A 20,585-nucleotide genomic window follows, 5' to 3' on the forward strand; every position below is an offset into this window, starting at 1 on the left:
CCGCCTGCCCTTTTTTAGGTTAAAGAAAAATAAGAAGATATGGATTGCCTAGCCCTAGATTTAGAAACTTTCAGCCCAGTAAGCCTCGCCAAGAGTGGCGTCTACCGCTACGCAGACGACCCAGCCTTCGAGATTCTGTTGTGCACATACGCAATCAACGACAAAGACGTTAAGACGGTTGATTTGCCTTGTGGCCAGAAACTACCCAAAGAACTCATCGAGGCGTTGCGGGATCCGGGTGTGGTCAAGTGGGCATGGAACGCCGCCTTCGAACGAATCTGCCTGAGCAGATACCTAGAAAACCAACTTGACCCGAAAGGGTGGCGCTGCTCAATGGTGTGGGCCGCCACACTAGGGCTGCCGCTTTCACTCAAAGATGCTGGTGCTGTGCTTGGGCTGGATAAGCAGAAGATGGGGGAGGGCAAAGACCTCATCAAATATTTCTGCACACAGAACAAAGACGGTGGCCGTCATTGTCCGGGCGATGACCCGGCGGCATGGGAATTATTCAAAACGTATAACGGCCGCGATGTTGAGGTAGAAACAGCGATCCGCCACAAACTCTCACACCACCCAGTACCTGAATTCGTGTGGAGCCAATACGAGACTGATCAGCGCATAAACGACCGAGGCATCCGAATCGACACCACCTTGGTGGAAAACGCGATCGTCATCGACGAACAACACCGCCAAGAAACCTTGAAACAGGCACGAGAATTAACCGGCTTGGAGAACCCGGCTTCACCAATCCAGCTTCGCCAATGGCTAAACGACCAGGGCTGCAGCATCGAGACAATGAGCAAAACCGACGTCGAACAGGCACTTGAAACAGCCGAGGGCGAGGTGCGGCGTGCCTTAGAGCTGCGCCAAGAGCTATCGCGCTCATCGGTGGCCAAGTATCAGGCCATGGCCAGGGCTACCACGAGTGCGGGTCGAGCACATGGGCTGTTGCAGTTTTATGGTGCTAACCGCACCGGCAGGTGGGCAGGACGCCTCATCCAAGTACAAAACCTGCCCAGAAACTACCTACCCGACCTGGCACAAGCCAGAGCCCTAGTGCGCGACGGAAACCAAGAAGCACTCGAACTGCTCTACGATTCAGTACCCGACACGCTTTCCCAGCTGATCCGCACCGCATTTATTCCCAGCACCGGCCACCGCTTCATCGTCGCCGACTACTCAGCAATCGAAGCCAGGGTCCTAGCATGGCTTGCAGGGGAAGAAACCACCCTCACCGCATTCCGTAATGGAGAGGATCTTTACTGCGCGACCGCTTCCTCAATGTTCGGGGTGCCGGTTGAAAAGCATGGAGCCAATAGCGAGCTGCGGCAGAAAGGAAAAATAGCGGTTTTGGCTTGTGGCTATAACGGCTCCGTTGGTGCGTTGAAAGCCATGGGTGCTTTGGACATGGGGCTGAAAGAATCCGAGCTCAAGCCGATAGTGGATGCGTGGCGGGCAGCAAACCCACATGTTGTCCAATTCTGGCGGGATGTAGAAGGAGCGGCTATCGAAGCGATTACCACTCGCAGCACCGTGGTACTTGGCAGCATTGCGTTTACGGCCACTAAAAGCATGCTGTTTATCACCCTGCCCTCAGGTCGGCGCTTGGCATATGTAAAACCTGGGCTCGGCACCAACAGATTCGGCAACACGTCGATCACATATTGGGGGCAAGGGCTGAACCGTAAATGGGTTCAGCTGGAAACATACGGCGGCAAACTAGTCGAAAATATCGTCCAAGCGACCGCTAGAGACCTGCTAGCCGAAGCGATAACGCGCATCGAAAAAGCTGGTCACCAGGTAACGATGCACGTCCACGACGAGGTAGTCATTGACGAACCGAAAGACTCTGTCACCACCGTCGCGGATATTTGTCAGAGCATGAACCAACTACCAGACTGGGCGAAAGGTCTGCCAATAGATGCTGCTGGCTACCAATGCGTTTTTTACATGAAGGATTAGAGCCACTAGCCCTCACCAGATTACGTAAGTACTGGTAGGTCGGATCATTGAGGGTTGGCTTACTGTCTCTGATGGACGAGTCTCTGAAGAATCTCAGATAGTCGCCCACTAGCTTTTTCAATCATTGATTGTTTCGTATGATCCATGCGATCACCATGACTGCGATATAGGGTTCTGGCGTTCTATCGCCTGACAGTTGGTTAGTAAACAACAGCATGGGTGTAATCGGATAGGCGCCGGGCGGATCGATCGGGGCGGGGTCACCTACTAGCTCCTACCAACGTAGCGTCGCTTCCCACTTCTTGATTTCGACTAGGTCATGCACGTTATTGTGGAGCGCCGATAGGATAATCAACTCTTGTACGCACTCGGTGCGAATAGTCTCCATTGCGGTGAGGAATTGGTTCTCCACGTTCTCGTACATGCAGATACGCGTGTGCGCCAAGTCAGCATCGGTCAGTCATTCGATCATGAACCGATCAATGACAGGTAACTGGCGGCGCGTATTCTCCCGTCCGTCGTGATTGTGACAAATATTTGTGGCCATTCCCCGATCACAATCGAACAGCCCCGCAATGGCGAGGGGATATACCCCGCATTTTCTATTTCAAGGCCGGAGGCGGCACGATGTTGCCGTGCCGGTCAATGTATCGTGCTGGCGGGAGCGGCTCTTGGTGTTCGAGTTCATCGAGCATGCGGAGCACCTCTGTGGCACATGCACGACGCTGCGCAGGATTGAAGTTAAGGGTTTGGTTACTCAGGTCGATTTCATGGCCCCATTGAGCGAGCGCTTCTTTTATCCGTAATGCTGGGTTATCTTCCAAACCCTTACCGATGAAGTTAAGGAGGTAGTGACGGCATTGTTCGACATCTGTTGGCCACTGGCGTAGCTTGCGACCCGTGAGCCGCTCAAACCATTCGTAATTGTCGCCCATCGTTTCATAACTCCAGTCCGGCCAATTCCCCTTGAACGTGTCAATGCCAAGAAGACCGTCTTGGAAACCCCACCAACGGATTTGTTCCTGGATGAAATCGATGTGAATTCCATTTTCGGGAAGATCATCAGGGTGCTGGTCTTCCCACGCCCAGGGCTCACCATTATCGATGCCGTGGCGTACCTTGAGCGCGAAACGATACAGCTCGTCAGGGCCGAACGCGAGAACGTCTTCTAGGAGTACTTCGTTGTGCCACAATAGCGTTTGCCCATCACGGTACGTCACAGCCATAGCATCTGAAGGATCGAATTCGTCCCATGGGCCAAACCACGAAGAATCCTCCATCGTTCTGTGTTCCGGATTGCCCTGTTCAATCATCGAAGCAGGATCAATGCCCATGGCTCTTAGCGCACTGTGCACGTCTTCCACATTCCATACCGCGCGCCACCCTGGCCAGGTGTGTTCAATCAAGTGGTTAATGATTCGTGGAAGATACAGCGCTTCACTTTCCTCGGCCCAAAACACGGTCTTGGTTGTTTCATCGATGACCAGAGTCCCTTCAAGAAAGATGATGCCGTCCACCTTGTTCGGATGGTCAATGTCGAAGGATGTCATGCCTCTGACGCGCTCCATCGTCGCCTCGTAACCATCGAGTGCAATATCCCCACCTATGGTCTGTGCAGCCCAATGGTCGTAATAAATCTCCCATCCGTTACTGGTGCGCACGAAAATGCCCAGTCTCGACCCCATGTCAACCACCTAACGTCCACATGCTCCTGCTCTCATTGTCCCAAAATATCTTCCGCAGTCTAGAAAGAATTGGCGCGACATTTAACTTTCAACCAACCCGTCCGGTTTTGGCTTCTGCCGTGGCTTAAGGCGAGAGCACAATCCTGCGCTCTCTGAGACCCCGATGGAAGGGAGCCACAATGGCAGCGCAAACAAGAGACAGTGAAGCAGCATGACCACCGCATCTTTAGATTATGGGATCCCGCGCTTGAACGAGAAAGGCTACCGCGACCCCACCGCCTACAAGGCATTGAAAGATATCCAGCAGACAGAGTTCGACAACCGACCGCTGACCTATATTTGCTCGCCATATTCGGGCGATGCGAAGACGAACGCAAAGATCGCGAGAGACTTGAGTGCTTATGCGGTGCAATGCCGCCGCATCCCGCTCGCACCCCACTTGCTGTTTCCACAGTTCATGGATGACACCAACCCAGTAGAGCGGGAAACCGCGATGTGGTTCAACCGAGTCCTGCTGACCCGCTGCGATTCCATGTGGGTGTATACGCCACGTGTCTCGAAAGGTATGCGGCTTGAGATCGACTGGGCACATCAACTCGTAATCCCCATCGCCTATCTTGACCGCAATTTTGAGGAGGTGCTTTCCGATGACTAAATTCCATCTCTGCTTAGCTTCCGTGGCGCGTGTGCAACGAAACCTGCATTATCCAAACCACGTAAAGATAGAGGGTGCTGACGGCCTGAAAAGGGCGGCACGCATGGATCACGTCGCCGCAGTATTCGAGGGTGATATGCGAGGTAACGGGAACTTTTTGTCTTCGGATTGCGTGGTGATGGATGTCGATAACGACCACTCTGATAACCCGGCTGATTGGGTGAGCCCTGAGAGCCTGGCTTTGGTGTTTCCGGGCGTGGGCTTGGCGACGGCCACTAGCCGAAACCACCTGAGGGTTAAGGGTGAGAAGTCTGCTCGGCCTCGTTTCCACGTCTACTTCCCGATCCAACAAACCAAGGACGTTGAAGCTTATGCGGGTGTCAAGCGCCAGCTTGCTTCTTATACAGGGGTTTTCGACCGCAACGCGCTGGATGCGGCACGCTTCATCTACGGGCACGATGCTAGCGAGATCACCTGGGTTGAGGGTGTTATGACGGTCACTGATTTCTTGGATGCTGACCGGTTCGCGGCCCTTGCTATGCCCGAGACCGAGATCCGTGAGGGGTCCCGCAACGCTACTATGTCGCGGTTTGCTGGGCGGGTTGTTGTGCGGTTCGGAAACACTACTCAAGCCCAAGAGCTGTTCGAGGCGAAAGCCGCCCATTGTGTCCCGCCGCTTGCCGATAGTGAGTTGGCGGAAATCTGGGGCTCGGCGCTCAAGTTTGGTGCCAAGGTCGCGGCCACTCCCGGCTACATCCCGCCCGAACGGTATGCCGAAATGACGGGGCTGCGCCCAGCAGATTTCACCGATGTCGGGCAGGCAACCGTCCTGGCTGATGAGTACGCAGCCAAACTGGCGTATTCAGAGGCGACGGATTGGCTGGTCTACAACGACTCGTTTTGGGAAGAAACCCGGCCCGGAGCCAGAGCTGTCGCCCAAGAGTTAACCGGCCGACAACTCGAACAGGCCCAAGGGCTGAAAGAACAGGCCCGCCAGCGCTGCGACGCCACCGGGGTGGGGCAGTTGCTGGCGGCGATGAGCCTGGCCAAAGCACGAGCCTGTTTCAACAAAACCCAGCAGGCGGCTTTCGTTCAGCTTCAAGACGCCGAAGCCTATGAGAAGTATGTGCTCAAGCGCCGTGACTCGAAAGCCATCACCGCCTCCCTAAAAGAGGCGACCGCGATGCTGCAGGTCACTCAGGCCGAGTTGGATGCTGACCCGTTCGCGCTTAATACGCCTTCTGGGACAATCGACCTGGCGACAGGGGACAGCAGGGGCCATGATTTTGGTGATTTTATTACCAAGCAAACAACGCTGGATCCTGCATACCAGGGAAGTCAGGTGTGGGCTGACGCGCTCAACGTGTTCTTTCAGGGTGATGGTGAGCTGATTGAGTATGTGCAGAAGGTTGTTGGTTTGGCGGCTATCGGCAAAGTCTATGTTGAGGCGTTGATTATCGCTTACGGGGATGGCCGAAACGGCAAATCGACTTTTTGGAACTCGGTCGCTAGGGTGCTTGGTTCTTATTCTGGGCACCTGTCGGCCGATGTGTTGACTATCTCGAATCGGCGCAACGTCAAACCCGAGCTAGCCGAGGCTAAAGGCAAACGCCTGCTGATCGCAGCAGAGATGGAAGAAGGCATGCGCCTTTCCACCTCCAACGTCAAACAACTAGCCTCCACCGATGAGGTGTATGCGGAGAAAAAGTTCAAAGCACCGTTTGCGTACCAGCCCACGCACACCCTCGTCCTCTACACGAACCATTTGCCCAGGGTTGGTGCGATGGATGCCGGTATTTGGCGCCGGCTGATTGTGATTCCATTCGAAGCGAAAATCGAAGGCAACTCGGATGTAAAGAACTATGCCGACCACCTCTTTCACCATGCCGGTGGCGCGATACTACATTGGATCATCAATGGTGCAGTCAAAATCATTAGCGAAGATTACGTGCTTAAGCCACCACCCAAAGTTCAGGCTGCTATCGCGGCATACCGCGAATCTAATAACTGGCTAGGGCACTTCCTGGATGATGAATGTGATGTGGGTGAGGGGTTATCGGAGAAATCTGGTGCCCTCTACGACGCGTACCGGGCTTTCGCACTGGGGCGCGGTGAGTATGCGCGCTCTACGACTGATTTCTACTCGGCTTTAGAGAACCAAGGCTTTGAACGGCGTCGTTCTAAGAGCGAGCGACGTGTTTTCGGTCTGCAGCTCAAGAGTGAATTTGACCTCTAGTCATGGGTGGGTGACGGTCTATGACGGTCTATTACTAATCCTTACATAGGGGCCATTTTTCAATATCCCTATATATAAAAGGTTAGTAAATGACCGTCACCGACTGTCACCACATGAACCACTAAGGACTTCATGTGATGAAAGAAAAACAAATCGAACAAGCTCTAAAGCAGGCAGTTGAGGTTCGTGGCGGAATCTGCTGGAAACTCATCAGCCCAGGCACTGTTGGTGTTCCAGACCGGATGATCCTGATGCCAGCCGGCCGCATTGGTTTTGTGGAGGTCAAAGCACCCGGAGGAAAACCCCGTCCCATCCAGAAATACCGGATGAGGCAGCTGCGACATCTCGGCTTCACAGCCCTGGTGCTTGATGACCTGGATGATATTGAGGCGGTGTGCGATGCAATACAGGCCGCATAACTACCAACAGCAAGCCACCAGCTTCATCGAAGACCACCCCCAGGCCGCACTCCTGCTAGGAATGGGTCTAGGCAAGACCGTGATCACCTTGACCGCGATCTGCAACCTAATGTTTGATGCCTTCGAAACCCGCCGTGTTCTGGTGATAGCGCCGCTTCGGGTCGCCCGCGATACCTGGCCTGGTGAACAAACCAAATGGAACCACCTAGGCCTGCTGCGTCTAGCCGTCGCCGTGGGTAACGAGGGTCAACGCCGTGCAGCACTCAACTCCGGTGCTGACGTTGTAGTGATCAACCGCGAAAACGTCGACTGGCTGGTAAACCGCTCTGGTATCGACTGGTGCTGGGACACGGTCATCATCGACGAACTATCATCCTTCAAAAACCACCGGACAAAACGCTTCACCGCGCTATTGAAAGCCCGCACCAATGTGAAACGCATCGTCGGGCTAACCGGAACACCAGCAGCCAACGGGCTAATGGACTTGTGGGCACAATTTCGACTTTTGGATGGTGGCCAGCGGCTGGGACGCTACATATCCCGATACCGCGACAAATGGTTTATGCCCGATAAGCGAAACGGTATGCAGGTTTTCACCTACAAGCCACGTGGGGGAGCGGAGCAGGAAATCTACAAGGCGATCTCCGATATCACCCTGTCCATGAAGACCAGCGACCACCTTGTTCTTCCGGAGCTCACAGTCACAACCCAACAAGTGCAGATGAACCCATGTGAGCGGCGGGCATACGACCAGCTTGCTGCCGACCTCGTGGTGGAGCTGGACGGGCAGATGGTTGATGCCTCCAATGCTTCCGTGTTGGCGGGCAAACTGGCCCAAATGGCGACAGGTGCAATCTACACCGAAACCGGCGAGTGCATCCGCATTCATGATCGCAAACTCGATGCCCTCGAAGACCTTATCGAGGCAGCCAACGGTAACCCCGTTTTGGTGGCCTACTGGTACCAACACGACCTGGCGCGCATCCAGCAGCGTTTCCCGAATGCCAGACAGCTGAAAACCAGTAGAGACATTACCGACTGGAACGAAGGCAATATCCCAATCGGGCTTATCCATCCGGCTAGCGCGGGTCACGGCCTCAACCTGCAGGCCGGAGGTTCCATCCTGATCTGGTTTTCACTGACCTGGAGCCTAGAGCTCTACCAACAGACCAACGCCAGGCTGTATCGGCAAGGACAAGCCCGGCCAGTCACCATCACCCACATCGCGACAAAGAACTCAATAGACGAACAAATCCTCAAAGCCTTGGAAGCCAAGAACACCACGCAAGCAGCGCTGATCGACGCGGTAGCGCACAACCTGAAAGGAGAAACCCGATGAGCCTGACCTACCAAGAAACCGATATCACCTGGCGCTACATAGACCGGCAAGCAGCCGCCATCAACGCGCTACGCGACTACGCCACAATGGAAGCAATAATCGCGGCCACCCCCGAGGACCTCAAAGCAATCAAAAACGACATCCCCACCACCGGATCACCTAAGTTGGACGGTGTTCCTGGCGTGTTCAACCCGCACTCGAGCGAGGATCGGATTGTTCGACACTTGGAGCGTTTCGATAACCGCACACGTAAATACCTGCAAGCCCGTGACTACATGGCGTGGTTCGACCCGGCATGGCAAGCCCTAGACGACGAAGAACGCCTCATCCTTGAGACCTGCTTCCTGTCCGGATACGAGTCCGCTACCGACGCGATCTTGGCGCTACAAGACGCGCTGCATGTGGAACGCTCCACCGCCTACAACCGCAGGCGCGCAGCCCTAACCCACTTCACCAACCTGCTCTACGGCAGATAAAACCGGCTTGGACAAACTCCGGATGAAAAACCCGATACACCCCTCTACAGTGGTAAGTGGATAAAAATAAAGAAACGACCCTCCGGCGACACAGCACTGAACTGCTGGCCGGAGGGTTTCGCTTACCCAGGCAAAAAGGACAGTGGGTGCAATGCCAAGCAAACCAGCCCGTCCCTGCTCGGCCCCCGGCTGCCCCGAGCTGACCCACGAACGGTTCTGCGAGACTCACGCGAAAGCCGAGGACACCCGCTACCGCACGTACCAACGCGATCCGAAGATCAACAAGCGTTACGGTGCCCGCTGGCGACGCATCCGCGCTGCTTACATCACCCAGCACCCCTTGTGTGAAGACTGCCTAGCGCAAGGCAAGACGACACCGGTGCAAGAGGTTCACCACATCCTGCCCTTAGAGCACGGCGGCAGCCACGACTTCACCAACTTACGCAGCTTGTGTAAACCCTGCCACTCGCGTCAGTCGGCGTTGGATGGTGACCGGTGGAGGCAAGCACCCCAGGTCTACACTTACTGATTTTTGTTGAAATCGCGGCGTGTGCGCCTTAAACGTTGCCGACCTCAAAGATGCTGGGCTGGCTCTTGTTCGTGGCTTACGGTCCGACGTGGCGCGTCTGGTTTGGGGGTGGGGCCATCGAATCGCTACGACCTTGTCAGAGGTCAGCGGGCGTGGCCAACCGTGCGCAAAAAGTCCGAATCAAACGCGGTATTGCCCCTCATTTAGGGATGTTGACGCCATGGCGCTTTAGGATCTGCATAGGTTTCCAGAATCAATTCACACCACAAGGCAGCAGCATTAACAGCTAACCGAGCGTGTCGGGGATGCAACCCAACACGTGCTGTTGCTGGACCATGACCGGTTCCATGTCCCGCATTCCTTAGTTCATTTAAACCGAACGCAATACTTGATGCGCCACCTAAAATCCGCTTTGTAGATTGCTCACCATCAACTCCGCTTACCGTACTAGGGTCGAGGCCTAACGCTGCTTGGACTTGCTTCACCAGCACATTGAATTTTGCCTTGGGTTCAACAGTCTTGTTCAGTTCATTGAGAATCACTTTTGCTGTGGATTCAATAAGCTCTTTGGCAGCACCAATAACAGCAGCAGGGTCATCTTGAGATCTGCGTAGGCGCTCAAGCTGCTCATGGATGGCACTAGCATCTTTCAGCTCAACTGCGGACAACAGAGATAGGTGGTTTATATAAGGGAGCGGAGAGATCTCTCCTTTCAAGTTTATCTCCCACCCGTCTTCTCGGAGATATCGGGTAAACACGTCCCAAGTTGTTGTGGTGTACGAGAAGCTCATCTCTGGAGAAATCGGGATGAGGATTCGTTCCATGGCCTTTATCGCGCGGTTGCACTGATTTGCATCAGTCCAGTCGATGGCATTGAGATAATCATTCGTCCTTGTACGCCGAGCGCTGGAGTCTTCGAAGCCTGCTTCTGGCACGGGATAAAACCCTTCATCTCTGAACGCATCATCAATTTGGCCAAGGGTCGATCCCGTCGACAGCGTCCTAAATTCACTCCGTGTTCTGCGACTTATTATTTCACGTTCCATAGCTACCTCTTCAGCAATTCTAAGAGGTCAGCTGATGATCACTAGCAAAGGAATAACCCAGTGGCGAAAGATGGCACTAACCGTGGCGGCCGGCGGGTGCGGGCTGGCGCGAAACCCGACCCCCTCAACGAGAAGTTGGCTAAGGGCATGCCAGCTACCCGGCTGGAGGATCCACTCGACATGCCTTTCGTTTTCGAAGGTGCCGATGTTGGTGAGGGCGCGGTGTTGGCTGGTGAGGTCATGCCCGAACCCTCCGAATACTTAAGCGATATTCAGCGTGATGGTAAGCCGCTGGGCGCTGACATCGTCTACAAAGAAACCTGGCGGTGGCTGGATGAGCGCGGCTGCACCCGCTTCGTGTCGAAACGCCTGATTGAGGCCTACGCGCAGGCCTTTGCCCGGTATGTGCAGTGCGAACAAGCAATAAGTAAGTTCGGGCTGCTGGGTAAACACCCCACCACTGGTGCCGCGATAGCGTCTCCGTTCGTTGCGATGAGCCAGTCTTTTGGTAAGCAGGCGAATGTTTATTGGTATGAGATTTTTGAGATTGTGCGGGCTAACTGTACTACTGATTATTCGGGTGCGGCTCCGGGTGATGAGGTTATGGAGCAGTTGTTGAAGGCCCGCTCCTAGCGGGGTGGTTTAGATCTTGGCGGGCCAGTTGGAGGGTTTTGTTTCGCTGAAGCCTGCCCCTAGCGCGATCCCAACTCCTGTGCCGATAGCTACACCTAAGGCAATATTGTTCATAATGAACCCAAAGATTATGCCGGTCATCATCCCGGCAATTATTCCGTAGGCCACGGCCGAACCATCGCCGCCAGACGTTTTTTGACGATCAGTGCCGGCAGTTTCATCTTCCATAGTTTTCAGTATCGCACAAAGCCCTGACCACACCGGGCTATCTTCACGCGCCGACTGCTCAGCTGCGGTCCTGTTCTTTTGTTTTCGTTTTCTAGTGAAAGGCCTGAACTAGTGTCTGTGGTTAAAACTGCTGAAGCTGTATGTATCGGTCACCCCGATAAACTCTGTGACCTTATTGCTGACCAGATCCTCGACGAAATCCTGTATGAGGACCGTAATGCCCGCGTGGCAGTTGAGGTCATGGCTGCCGGGCGGCGAATTATCGTGACCGGTGAGGTGTCGGCTAACGTGCGGGTGCGCTCTGGGATTAGGGCTTCTGTTCGCACAGCGCTCAGTAACGCTGGCTATAAACCGTGGTGGTTCCTGGTTTATGTGTGGGTGCGTCACCAATCCCAAGACATCAGCGACGGCGTGACCACTTCTTTGGAGGCCCGCGCTGGTGACGATAGCGCTTACTGCCTGCAGGGTGCTGGTGATCAAGGCACCGTCTACGGATACGCCTGCAACGAGACCCCCGAGCGCCTACCACTGCCTCTGGTGTTGGCTCACAAGATTTGCCGCCGGTTGGATGAGGCCCGTGAGCAAGGAACGATCAAAGGCATCTTGTCGGACGGTAAAGCACAGGTGAGCGTGCGTTACGACGACGCAGGAAAACCGCAAGCCGTAGAGACGGTAGTGGTGTCGATCCAGCACAGCGAACTAAAAGACTCCGATGAGTTGCGTCGTGAAATCACCTCACTGATTATCGGCCCAGCCTGCGACACGCACCTGCCCATCGGTGATGAGACGACTGTTTTGGTGAATCCGTCTGGGCGCTTCGTCGAGGGCGGGCCCAAAGCCGACACGGGTTTGACGGGCCGCAAGTTGATGGTTGATACCTATGGTGGCCTGGCGGGGCATGGTGGTGGCGCGTTTAGCGGTAAGGACCCAAGCAAGGTTGACCGGTCTGGGGCTTACATGGCACGCCTGATCGCCAAGTCGGTGGTGGATGCGCGCTTGGCTGATGAGTGCCAGGTGGCTATTTCTTATGCGATTGGTAAGGCCGACCCAGTCGCTTTCAGCGTGGACACGCTCGGCACCGGCCAATACACCGACCAGCTACTCACGGCTGCTGCGCGGGATGTGTTTAATCTTCGTCCGGCAGCAATCATCGACCAGCTCGGACTGCGGGCTCCCGGGTTTGTGCGGTATTCGACGTATGGGCATTTCGGTGACCACACACGCAGGTGGGAAAACACCCTGCCATACGCAAACAAGCTACAGGAGGCAGTGAAAGCTCATGCAGCTCAAAAACCTACCGCTCGCTGAATTATCTCCGGCTGACTACAACCCACGCAAAAACCTGAAACCCGGCGACCCCGACTACGAAAAGTTGAAGCGTAGTCTCACGGAGTTTGGGTATGTAGAACCAGTCATCTGGAACAAAGTAACCGGGCAGGTCGTAGGTGGCCATCAGAGAATTAAAATTCTGCGCGATTTGGGCTACGAGTCCGTGGATTGCGTGGTGGTTGAACTCGACGAGACCCGCGAGAAAGCCCTCAACGTCGCGTTGAATAAAATCTCGGGTGATTGGGATGAATCTAAACTCGCCCTGCTGATCGCTGACCTGGATGCAGCCGATTTTGATGCCGAACTAACCGGCTTCGATGAGGCAGAAATACAGTCCCTCATCGGCTCCCTCGACGACAGCATTGAGGATGACGGCTTCGACCTCAACGCCGCCCTAGAAGCGGCAGCCTTTGTTGACAAAGGCGATATTTGGAGGGTCGGTCGGCACCGGCTGATGTGTGGCGACGCCACCAACCCAGCCGACGTCGAAACACTCATGAACGGGAAGCGCGCGAATCTGGTGGTCACGGACCCGCCTTACAACGTCAACTTCAAATCATCTAGCGGATTGAAGATCGCTGGTGATAAGCAAGACGCAGACGCGTTTTATGAGTTTCTGTTGACTGCGTTCACCAATATGGCAGGCGCGCTTGCTAAGGGTGGGTCTGCCTATGTGTTCCATGCCGACACCGAAGGCCTCAACTTCAGGCGCGCCTTTGGTGATGCTGGTTTTTATCTGTCGGGGTGTTGTATCTGGGTGAAAGACTCCCTGGTACTGGGTAGGAGCCCGTATCAGTGGTGTCATGAACCGGTGCTGTATGGCTGGAAGAAAGACGGCCGTCACGCTTGGTATTCGGATCGTAAGCAGACGACGGTGTGGAACTTCGCCAAACCCCGCAAAAACAGTGACCATCCGACTTCTAAGCCGCTGGATTTGCTGGCGTATCCGATCCGAAACTCCACCCAAGCCAACGCGATCATTCTCGATACTTTTGCTGGTTCTGGCTCGACTTTGATGGCTGCAGAAGCCACTGACCGCACCTGCTATTGCATGGAGCTGGACGAGAAATACGCCTCCGTGATCCTGCGCCGCTATGCCGAAGCGACCGGGGATGCCGCTGGTATCACCTGTACTCGTGGCGGCAAAGAATACGCGTACCTGGATTTGGTTAAGCAGGTGGACAGGGACAAATAAATTCTTGGCATTCTTCGCGAAATGGCTGGATATTTCTGCCAAATAGAGCGTGTATGTACATGACCAAAAACAACCCCGGCAAAGGGAAACACGATGAAGGAGTGTTGGTCATGATCAGCGAACTACACCTCGAACTGGTCGAGCTACTAGAGGCAGGAATCGAACTAGAGAATCTTGAAGAAACCTACCGAAAAGCTCGCGAGCGCGGATCAGAGCTGACAGCCGAATGTATACGCCGCTACCCAGACGACTATCTAGAGATCATTCGGGCCTGGTTTGAGGATTTGGAGGTGGCGGCATGAATACCTTTGATTTCGAGAAGCCGCTGAGAAGCGAAAGATTTTCCGAGACTGGAGAGGAGCTGGTAGCAGGCCGGCGGGTGCGGCTGGTGTGTTGCGAAGACCCCTACACTGATCTGGAACCCGGCAGTGAGGGCACAATCTTGTTCGTCGATGCCGTGGGCACCGTTCACGTCGACTGGGATAACGGCTCCGCGCTGGGACTAGTTGAAGGGGTTGATCAATGGCAACTCATCTAGGTAGGAAAATACCTGAAAAATAACGGTTGACTAGGGCAAATGCGACTGGATAAGTGTGCGAACCTATGGCTGTATGTACATAACAAAACAACAAGCCGGAAGGAACCGAGATGAACAGCGAACTCACCGTCTTGAGGACTGCCGCCCAAGTCAAGAAATATTTTAAGGTTCTCGGTCACGCCATGGTCTACGGCGATCAGATTATTGCCTCCAACCGCATTTGGAACGACGAGGGCGGCGCTTACGATCATTTTGCGGCGATCTTTGACATCCTCGAGCGCGGGGACAACGATACCCACACGTTGGTCGCTCTCGCTGCCGAGTCCGACGAAGCCTTCACCGATCAGGGGCACGCTTTTGCCTGGGCTATGGGCATGGTTACCGCCCGCGACTAGCACAGGCATCGCTTGAACAATTTCAAATGAATGCGGCCCAACCAGGTGTGGTTGTGCCGCTGGTTAAGGAGGTCACTATCGCGGTGGCCATTTTTTATGCCCAAAAGATAAGGAAGCGTTGCCGTGAGTCATGAAGTTAGCTTCTATGAGCCGACCAGGTTCATGGCCGCAGGCTCCACCTACAACAAGACCAAAGCCGACTACGCGGTCGCGTTCATCCAAGCGCTCAAGCACACGAAGGGCCGCTGGGCCGGTAAACCTTTCAAACTGCTGGATTGGCAAGAAAAGATCGTGCGCGACCTGTTCGGCACCGTCAAGCCGGATGGTTTCCGCCAGTTCACGACCGCGTATGTGGAGATTCCGAAGAAGATGGGTAAGTCGGAGTTGGCCGCCGCCATCGCGCTGTTGTTGTGTTGTGGCGATGGTGAGGAGCGCGCTGAGGTTTATGGCTGTGCGGCTGACCGGCAGCAGGCCAGCATTGTTTTCGAGGTGGCCGCGGACATGATCCGCATGAGCCCAGCACTCTCACGCCGGGTGAAGATTCTGGCGTCTCAGAAGCGGATTATTTACAAACCGACCAATTCCTTCTACCAAGTCTTGAGTGCTGAGGCGTATTCCAAGCACGGCTTTAACATTTCCGGGGTGGTCTTCGACGAGCTCCATACCCAACCCAACCGGGCATTGTTTGATGTCATGACGAAAGGTAGTGGGGATGCAAGAACCCAGCCGCTGTATTTTCTGATCACCACAGCAGGCACCGACACCCATTCGATTTGCTTTGAGCAGCACCAAAAGGCTGAGGACATCCTGGCGGGTAAAAAGATCGACCCAATGTTTTACCCCGTGATCTACGGCGCTACGCAAGATGATGACTGGACTGACGAGGCGGTTTGGTACAAAGCCAACCCGTCCCTGGACGTAACCGTGCCTGTTGAGAAGGTGCGGGCGGCTTTCAACTCTGCCCGCCAGAACCCGGCCGAAGAAAACACGTTCAGGCAACTGCGGTTGAATCAGTGGGTGAAGCAGTCGGTGCGGTGGATACCCATGCACGTCTGGAACAGCAACGCTCATCCGTTTGACCTGGGTGAGCTTGAGGGGCGTGTTTGTTACGGCGGCCTCGACCTCGCCTCCACGACCGACATCACCGCGTTCGTGCTTGTTTTTCCACCCGACGGTGAGGATGACAAGTACACGGTTGCGCCGTGGTTTTGGATTCCAGAAGACAACCTCAAATTGCGAGTTGCTCGCGATCACGTCCCATACGACCTGTGGAACCAACAGGGATTCTTAGAAACGACCGAGGGCAATGTGGTCCACTACGGGTACATCGAGAAATTTATTGAGGAGCTGGGCACCAGGTTCGATATTCGTGAGATCGCGTTCGACAGGTGGGGTGCCGTTCAAATGTCCCAAAACCTGCAAGACATGGGTTTCACTGTGGTTCCGTTTGGGCAAGGCTTCAAAGACATGTCCCCACCCTCCAAGGAACTGATGAAACTTGCCTTAGAGGGCAGGCTCGCCCATGGCGGGCACCCGGTGCTGGCTTGGATGGTCGATAACATTCACGTGCGCACCGATCCTGCCGGCAACATCAAACCCGACAAGCAAAAATCCACCGAAAAGATCGACGGCGTGGTCGCAACCATCATGGCTCTAGACCGAGCGATCAGGGGTGGCAGCGCAAGTGCGGGCGGGTCGATTTATGACTCACGCGGGCTATTGGTTTTGTGAATTAGAACCAGTTGTGTATTTCACCGGAACCGATTTCCCAGTCCTGGAGGGCGGTTTTGAATTCTGAAAGTGAAGTAAATCTTGACTTGATAGCTGAGATTAGCTGGTCGTGTGTTACCTCAAGGTTTCTGCACATTTTGGCTACTTGGTCGTTAGAGAAGATCTCGACGGATTCGTATTCGTCGCTGTCTCCGAAGGTCGTTGAGCCTGAGTCATGAATTTCTATTGCAGCAGTTCCGTCACTTTGAAGCCTGAAAGCACTGTATCGACTTTCACCTGTTGAACGGGAATTCTCGAAAACGTGCGTAGCTGACAACTGAACCCACCTCCGCATTCGGTTCTTTTCGATGAGTAGCTAAAGAGAAATTCTATTGAAACCTGCAGCCTCGTTTAACAGAAGGAAACAGATATGGGTTTAATCAACTGGCTCCGTGGCACCAGTAGCCGCAAGAGTGATGATCATGTGATCGGTTCTAGCTACAGCTTCTTGTTTGGGCCAACATCTTCTGGCCGTCCGGTGACTGAGCGAAGCGCGATGCAAATGACTGCCGTGTATTCGTGCGTTCGGATTTTAGCTGAGGCGATAGCCGGCCTACCCCTGCACGTATACCGTTACAAGGACGGTGGCGGCAAGGAAAAAGCAGTCGATCATGGTTTGTACCGCTTGCTTCACGATGAGCCTAACCCCGAGATGACGTCGTTTGTGTTCCGGGAAACGTTGATGACGCATTTGTTGTTGTGGGGTAACGGGTTTGCCCAGATCGTGCGCAACGGCTTGGGCGAGGTGATCGGCTTGTATCCGTTGCAGCCAAACCGCATGAGCGTAGGCCGTGACCTGGACACTAAGCAGCTGTATTACGAGTACCAGACTTCCTGGGATGAGCCGGCAGGCGAATACAAAACTATCCGGCTGACCCCGGCAGACGTTTTGCATATCCCAGGGCTGGGTTTTGATGGTTTGGTGGGTTATTCGCCGATTGCGATGGCTCGTAATGCTATCGGCCTGGCACAAGCCACCGAGGAATACGGCGCGAGTTTTTTCGCTAATGGTGCCGCTCCTGGTGGGGTGTTGGAGCATCCTGGCACTATTAAGGATCCTTCTCGGGTGCGTGAGTCCTGGCAGGCGACCTTTGGTGGTGCGAAGAACGGCAATAAGGTTGCTGTTTTGGAAGAAGGGATGAAGTACACGCCTATTAGCGTGTCTCCGGAGCAGGCTCAGTTTCTTGAAACACGGAAGTTTCAGCTCAACGAGATCGCCCGGATTTTCCGTATTCCGCCTCACATGATTGGTGATCTTGAGAAATCTAGCTTCTCTAATATTGAGCAGCAGAGTTTGGAGTTTGTGAAGTACACGCTTGATCCGTGGGTAATCAGGTGGGAACAAGCCATCACGAAAACTCTTTTGAACCCGCGTGAAAAGCAGCAGTTGTTTGTGAAGTTCAATGTTGAGGGGCTGCTGCGCGGGGATTACCAGTCGCGTATGGAGGGCTACGCGGTAGCCAGGCAGAACGGTTGGATGAGCGCCAACGATATCCGCGAGCTAGAAAATCTTGACCGCATCGACGAAGCCGATGGCGGGGATCTCTACCTGGTCAACGGCAACATGCTGCCGCTACCAATGGCAGGCGCTTATGCCGCCACCAAACAAGCCGAAGAAGCCAGGGGTGGTGGTGAATCACCAGAAGAACAACCTGAAGAGAACCAAACTTTGAGGAGGAGAATGTGAAGCGTTTCTGGAACTGGCTACCCCCAGAAAACACTGACCCGGACGATCAAGGAGACGTCCGGGTTTTGCGTATTAACGGGGCTATCGCCGAAGAATCCTGGCTCGACGATGATGTAACACCAGCTGTTTTCGCGTCTGAGTTGAATGCTGGCTCGGGTCCGGTCACTGTTTGGCTTAACAGCCCCGGTGGTGATGTGGTTGCGGCAGCCAGGATTTACAACTTGCTTCTGGACTACCCAGGCCAAGTGCGAGTCAATATTGACGGCATCGCAGCATCCGCAGCGAGTGTGATCGCCATGGCGGCAAGCCGGGTGGCGATGAGCCCGGTGTCGATGCTGATGATCCACAACCCAGCCACGCTGGCCATGGGCGACAAGACCGAGCTATCGAGGGCTCTTGACATGCTCGAGAGCGTTAAGGACTCGATTATCAATGCTTACCAGCTCAAGACTGGGTTGAGCCGCGCGAAGTTAAGCAAGCTTATGGATGCTGAAACGTGGATGGACGCAACCGCCGCTATTGATCTTGGTTTTGCCGATGAGATTCTTACAGGTAAACGAGCACCCGTCCCGGACGAAGACGACAAAGACGAAGACGAGCCGGATGAGGATGATTCCGGCGGGGATGACGAGCAAGGCCCTGCCCGTAAGAAGCCGCCGTTGCCACCCAAAAACACAGGCAGTGGTGTGGTGTTTTCCAGAAAGGCCGCGGAACAGCATCTGGTCGCGCAGTTAGCTAGGCATGCTCCGCCTGGCTCACCGCCATCTCCTGATATCCGTTGTTTTTTGCAGCCCGCTGTCCCTTGTGGTCGGCGGGTTGTTGATTTATACGCCCAACTAACTGATCAACCCCACTAAACCTGAGAGGAACTTTTTACCATGACTACTGTTACTGATCTTTATGCCCGCCGCGCCGAAACCTGGAATAAGGCTAAGGCGTTCCTTGATGAGCGCCGCAACTCTGAGACCGGCTGCCTGAGCACTGAGGACGATGCGGCTTACGCGAAGATGGAGGCTGATATCGAGGCGCTTTCAAACGAGATCGCTCGCAGTGAGCGAGCCGAACGCCTCGAAAACTCCCTCGCGCAGGCGACTCGGGCACCCATCACTGCTACACCCGGCACCAGCCCTGATGAGGACAGCAAGGCGAAACCGGCTCGCGCTACCGCCTCTTACAGCCGTGCGTTTTGGGATGCGATGCGCCTAAACACCTCGCCGGTGGAAGTAAGGAACGCTTTAAGTGAGGGTGTGGATTCTGAGGGCGGGTATCTGGTGCCTGACGAGTTCGAGCGCACCCTAGTGCAGTCTTTAGCCGACCAAAACGTCATGCGCACCCTCGCCAAGGTCATTCAGACCACTAGCGGGGATCGCAAGATTCCTGTGGTTTCTACTCACGGCACTGCGACCTGGCTGGATGAGGGCAAGCCGTATTCCGAATCGGATGAGGCCTTCACCCAGATTTCCCTAAGCGCCTATAAGTTGGGTACTTTCCTCAAGATTTCTGAGGAGTTGCTCAATGATGCTGCGTTCAATGTTGAGCAGTACCTGGCTAGTGAGTTTGCTCGCCGTATCGGTGCGGCCGAAGAAGAAGCATTCCTTGTAGGCGACGGGCAGGGTAAACCCACCGGCATCTTCAACACCACCGGTGGAGCAGAAACTGGCGTCACCACTGCAAAACCCACAGATATTAGCGCTGACGAACTCATCGACCTGCACTATTCGCTTCGTGCCCCGTACAGGGCGCGGGCGGTGTGGTTGATGAACGATGCAACCGTCAAGACTGTGCGCAAGCTCAAGGACGGTAATGGCCAGTACCTGTGGCAGCCAGCCCTGACCGCTGGCACACCGGACATGATCCTGGGTCGGCCGGTTCACACTTCGGTGTTTGCGCCCGAGTTGAAGGCAGGGGCTCGCACGGTCGCGTTTGGTGATCTTGGGTTTTATTGGATCGCTGACCGCCAGGGCCGCTCCTTCAAACGCCTCAACGAACTATTCGCCACCACTGGGCAGATTGGGTTTCTTGCCTCTCAGCGTCTTGACGGCAAGTTGATTTTGCCTGAAGCCGTCAAGGTATTGACCCAAAAGAACGCCGGATAAAGCAAGACAGTAGTTAGGAGGTGGCAGCAATGAACAACGACGAACTCGTGGCAGTAGTGAAGCAGAACCTCATCATCGATCATGATTCCGATGATGGGCTGATTGGTTCGTTTGTGGAGGCTGCCACCTCCTACGCCACCGGCTACCAACACCTCGATGCCGGCTTCTACGACAAGCAGCCGATGTCGGAGGCGACCCGGCAGGGTGTGGTTATGCTCGCCACCCACTTCTATGAGTCCCGCGACGGCGCAACAGCCGGGTTTTGGGCTGACAAACCAGAAGCCGCCCGGGCCGTCTGGGGCGCAGTCAATACGCTGTTGCGGCTGGATCGGAACTGGAAAATCTAGGGAGAACCGTTATGGCTTCG

The 20,585-nt window shown here is 54.7% G+C and carries 21 protein-coding genes; 18 read left to right on the plus strand and 3 right to left on the minus strand.

Annotated features, from left to right (window positions below; translation table 11 throughout):
• The first annotated feature begins 39 nt into the window (after positions 1 to 39).
• Complete coding sequence (locus HMPREF1255_RS02130) at positions 40 to 1,962, plus strand: DNA polymerase (protein WP_024110568.1); 1,923 nt, start codon at positions 40 to 42, stop codon at positions 1,960 to 1,962.
• Positions 1,963 to 2,564: 602 nt separating this feature from the next.
• Here HMPREF1255_RS02130 and HMPREF1255_RS02135 read toward each other — a convergent pair.
• Positions 2,565 to 3,647 (minus strand): hypothetical protein, encoded by a 1,083-nt coding sequence (locus HMPREF1255_RS02135; protein WP_024110821.1) that lies wholly within the window; start codon positions 3,645 to 3,647, stop codon positions 2,565 to 2,567.
• Between the two features lie 211 nt (positions 3,648 to 3,858).
• On the opposite strand from HMPREF1255_RS02135, the gene HMPREF1255_RS02140 reads away from it, so the two are divergent.
• From HMPREF1255_RS02140 to HMPREF1255_RS09570, 6 genes are all read left to right on the plus strand, one after another.
• Positions 3,859 to 4,302 carry a DUF4406 domain-containing protein gene (locus HMPREF1255_RS02140; protein WP_036916776.1) on the plus strand — a complete coding sequence of 148 codons (444 nt, stop codon included), beginning with the start codon at positions 3,859 to 3,861 and terminating at the stop codon, positions 4,300 to 4,302.
• Complete coding sequence (locus HMPREF1255_RS02145; RefSeq protein WP_024110968.1) at positions 4,295 to 6,538, plus strand: phage/plasmid primase, P4 family; 2,244 nt, start codon at positions 4,295 to 4,297, stop codon at positions 6,536 to 6,538. The genes HMPREF1255_RS02140 and HMPREF1255_RS02145 overlap by 8 nt, the downstream gene beginning before the upstream one ends.
• 137 nt (positions 6,539 to 6,675) lie before the next feature.
• A complete protein-coding gene (locus tag HMPREF1255_RS02150; RefSeq protein WP_024110520.1) occupies positions 6,676 to 6,957 on the plus strand; it encodes a VRR-NUC domain-containing protein in 282 nt (93 codons plus the stop codon).
• Positions 6,938 to 8,296, plus strand: a complete 1,359-nt coding sequence (locus HMPREF1255_RS02155) for a DEAD/DEAH box helicase (protein WP_024110584.1) — start codon at positions 6,938 to 6,940, stop codon at positions 8,294 to 8,296. The genes HMPREF1255_RS02150 and HMPREF1255_RS02155 overlap by 20 nt, the downstream gene beginning before the upstream one ends.
• Entirely contained in the window at positions 8,293 to 8,772 is a 480-nt protein-coding gene (locus HMPREF1255_RS02160) for a hypothetical protein (RefSeq protein ID WP_024110625.1), read from the plus strand. The genes HMPREF1255_RS02155 and HMPREF1255_RS02160 overlap by 4 nt, the downstream gene beginning before the upstream one ends.
• A gap of 151 nt (positions 8,773 to 8,923) precedes the next feature.
• Positions 8,924 to 9,301 (plus strand): HNH endonuclease, encoded by a 378-nt coding sequence (locus HMPREF1255_RS09570; protein ID WP_024110680.1) that lies wholly within the window; start codon positions 8,924 to 8,926, stop codon positions 9,299 to 9,301.
• 203 nt (positions 9,302 to 9,504) lie between these two features.
• On the opposite strand, the gene HMPREF1255_RS02170 is transcribed toward HMPREF1255_RS09570, so the two are convergent.
• Entirely contained in the window at positions 9,505 to 10,347 is an 843-nt protein-coding gene (locus HMPREF1255_RS02170) for an abortive infection family protein (RefSeq protein WP_036916779.1), read from the minus strand.
• Positions 10,348 to 10,407: 60 nt separating this feature from the next.
• Between HMPREF1255_RS02170 and HMPREF1255_RS02175 the strand changes: the two genes are divergently transcribed.
• Positions 10,408 to 10,980: a P27 family phage terminase small subunit gene (locus HMPREF1255_RS02175; protein WP_024110785.1), complete on the plus strand. Its 573-nt coding sequence runs from the start codon at positions 10,408 to 10,410 to the stop codon at positions 10,978 to 10,980.
• 9 nt (positions 10,981 to 10,989) lie between these two features.
• On the opposite strand, the gene HMPREF1255_RS02180 is transcribed toward HMPREF1255_RS02175, so the two are convergent.
• Positions 10,990 to 11,208, minus strand: a complete 219-nt coding sequence (locus HMPREF1255_RS02180; RefSeq protein ID WP_024110762.1) for a hypothetical protein — start codon at positions 11,206 to 11,208, stop codon at positions 10,990 to 10,992.
• A gap of 111 nt (positions 11,209 to 11,319) precedes the next feature.
• Here HMPREF1255_RS02180 and metK point away from each other — a divergent pair, with 111 nt between their 5' ends.
• From metK to HMPREF1255_RS02235, 10 genes are all read left to right on the plus strand, one after another.
• Positions 11,320 to 12,516, plus strand: coding sequence for a methionine adenosyltransferase (gene metK / locus HMPREF1255_RS02185; protein ID WP_024110819.1), 1,197 nt, complete (start codon positions 11,320 to 11,322; stop codon positions 12,514 to 12,516).
• Positions 12,488 to 13,732, plus strand: a complete 1,245-nt coding sequence (locus HMPREF1255_RS02190) for a site-specific DNA-methyltransferase (RefSeq protein ID WP_024110875.1) — start codon at positions 12,488 to 12,490, stop codon at positions 13,730 to 13,732. Before metK ends, HMPREF1255_RS02190 begins: the two co-directional genes overlap by 29 nt.
• A gap of 110 nt (positions 13,733 to 13,842) precedes the next feature.
• A complete protein-coding gene (locus HMPREF1255_RS02195) occupies positions 13,843 to 14,034 on the plus strand; it encodes a hypothetical protein (protein WP_024110559.1) in 192 nt (63 codons plus the stop codon).
• Positions 14,031 to 14,270 carry a DUF4314 domain-containing protein gene (locus HMPREF1255_RS02200; protein WP_024110560.1) on the plus strand — a complete coding sequence of 80 codons (240 nt, stop codon included), beginning with the start codon at positions 14,031 to 14,033 and terminating at the stop codon, positions 14,268 to 14,270. Before HMPREF1255_RS02195 ends, HMPREF1255_RS02200 begins: the two co-directional genes overlap by 4 nt.
• A 110-nt stretch (positions 14,271 to 14,380) precedes the next feature.
• On the plus strand, positions 14,381 to 14,665 hold the full coding sequence (locus HMPREF1255_RS02205; protein ID WP_024110658.1) for a hypothetical protein: 285 nt from the start codon (positions 14,381 to 14,383) through the stop codon (positions 14,663 to 14,665).
• Between the two features lie 162 nt (positions 14,666 to 14,827).
• Entirely contained in the window at positions 14,828 to 16,396 is a 1,569-nt protein-coding gene (locus tag HMPREF1255_RS02210; protein WP_051394987.1) for a terminase TerL endonuclease subunit, read from the plus strand.
• A 409-nt stretch (positions 16,397 to 16,805) separates the two neighbouring features.
• Positions 16,806 to 18,122, plus strand: a complete 1,317-nt coding sequence (locus tag HMPREF1255_RS02220) for a phage portal protein (RefSeq protein WP_024110601.1) — start codon at positions 16,806 to 16,808, stop codon at positions 18,120 to 18,122.
• Complete coding sequence (locus HMPREF1255_RS02225; protein WP_024110531.1) at positions 18,119 to 18,979, plus strand: head maturation protease, ClpP-related; 861 nt, start codon at positions 18,119 to 18,121, stop codon at positions 18,977 to 18,979. Before HMPREF1255_RS02220 ends, HMPREF1255_RS02225 begins: the two co-directional genes overlap by 4 nt.
• 21 nt (positions 18,980 to 19,000) lie before the next feature.
• Positions 19,001 to 20,218, plus strand: a complete 1,218-nt coding sequence (locus HMPREF1255_RS02230; RefSeq protein WP_024110972.1) for a phage major capsid protein — start codon at positions 19,001 to 19,003, stop codon at positions 20,216 to 20,218.
• 29 nt (positions 20,219 to 20,247) lie between these two features.
• The gene (locus HMPREF1255_RS02235; RefSeq protein WP_024110885.1) at positions 20,248 to 20,565 is read left to right on the plus strand and encodes a head-tail connector protein; all 318 of its coding nucleotides are present in this window, start codon (positions 20,248 to 20,250) and stop codon (positions 20,563 to 20,565) included.
• Positions 20,566 to 20,585: the final 20 nt, after the last annotated feature.

Source organism: Propionimicrobium sp. BV2F7 (assembly GCF_000510445.1).
Classification (GTDB): domain Bacteria; phylum Actinomycetota; class Actinomycetes; order Propionibacteriales; family Propionibacteriaceae; genus Propionimicrobium; species Propionimicrobium lymphophilum.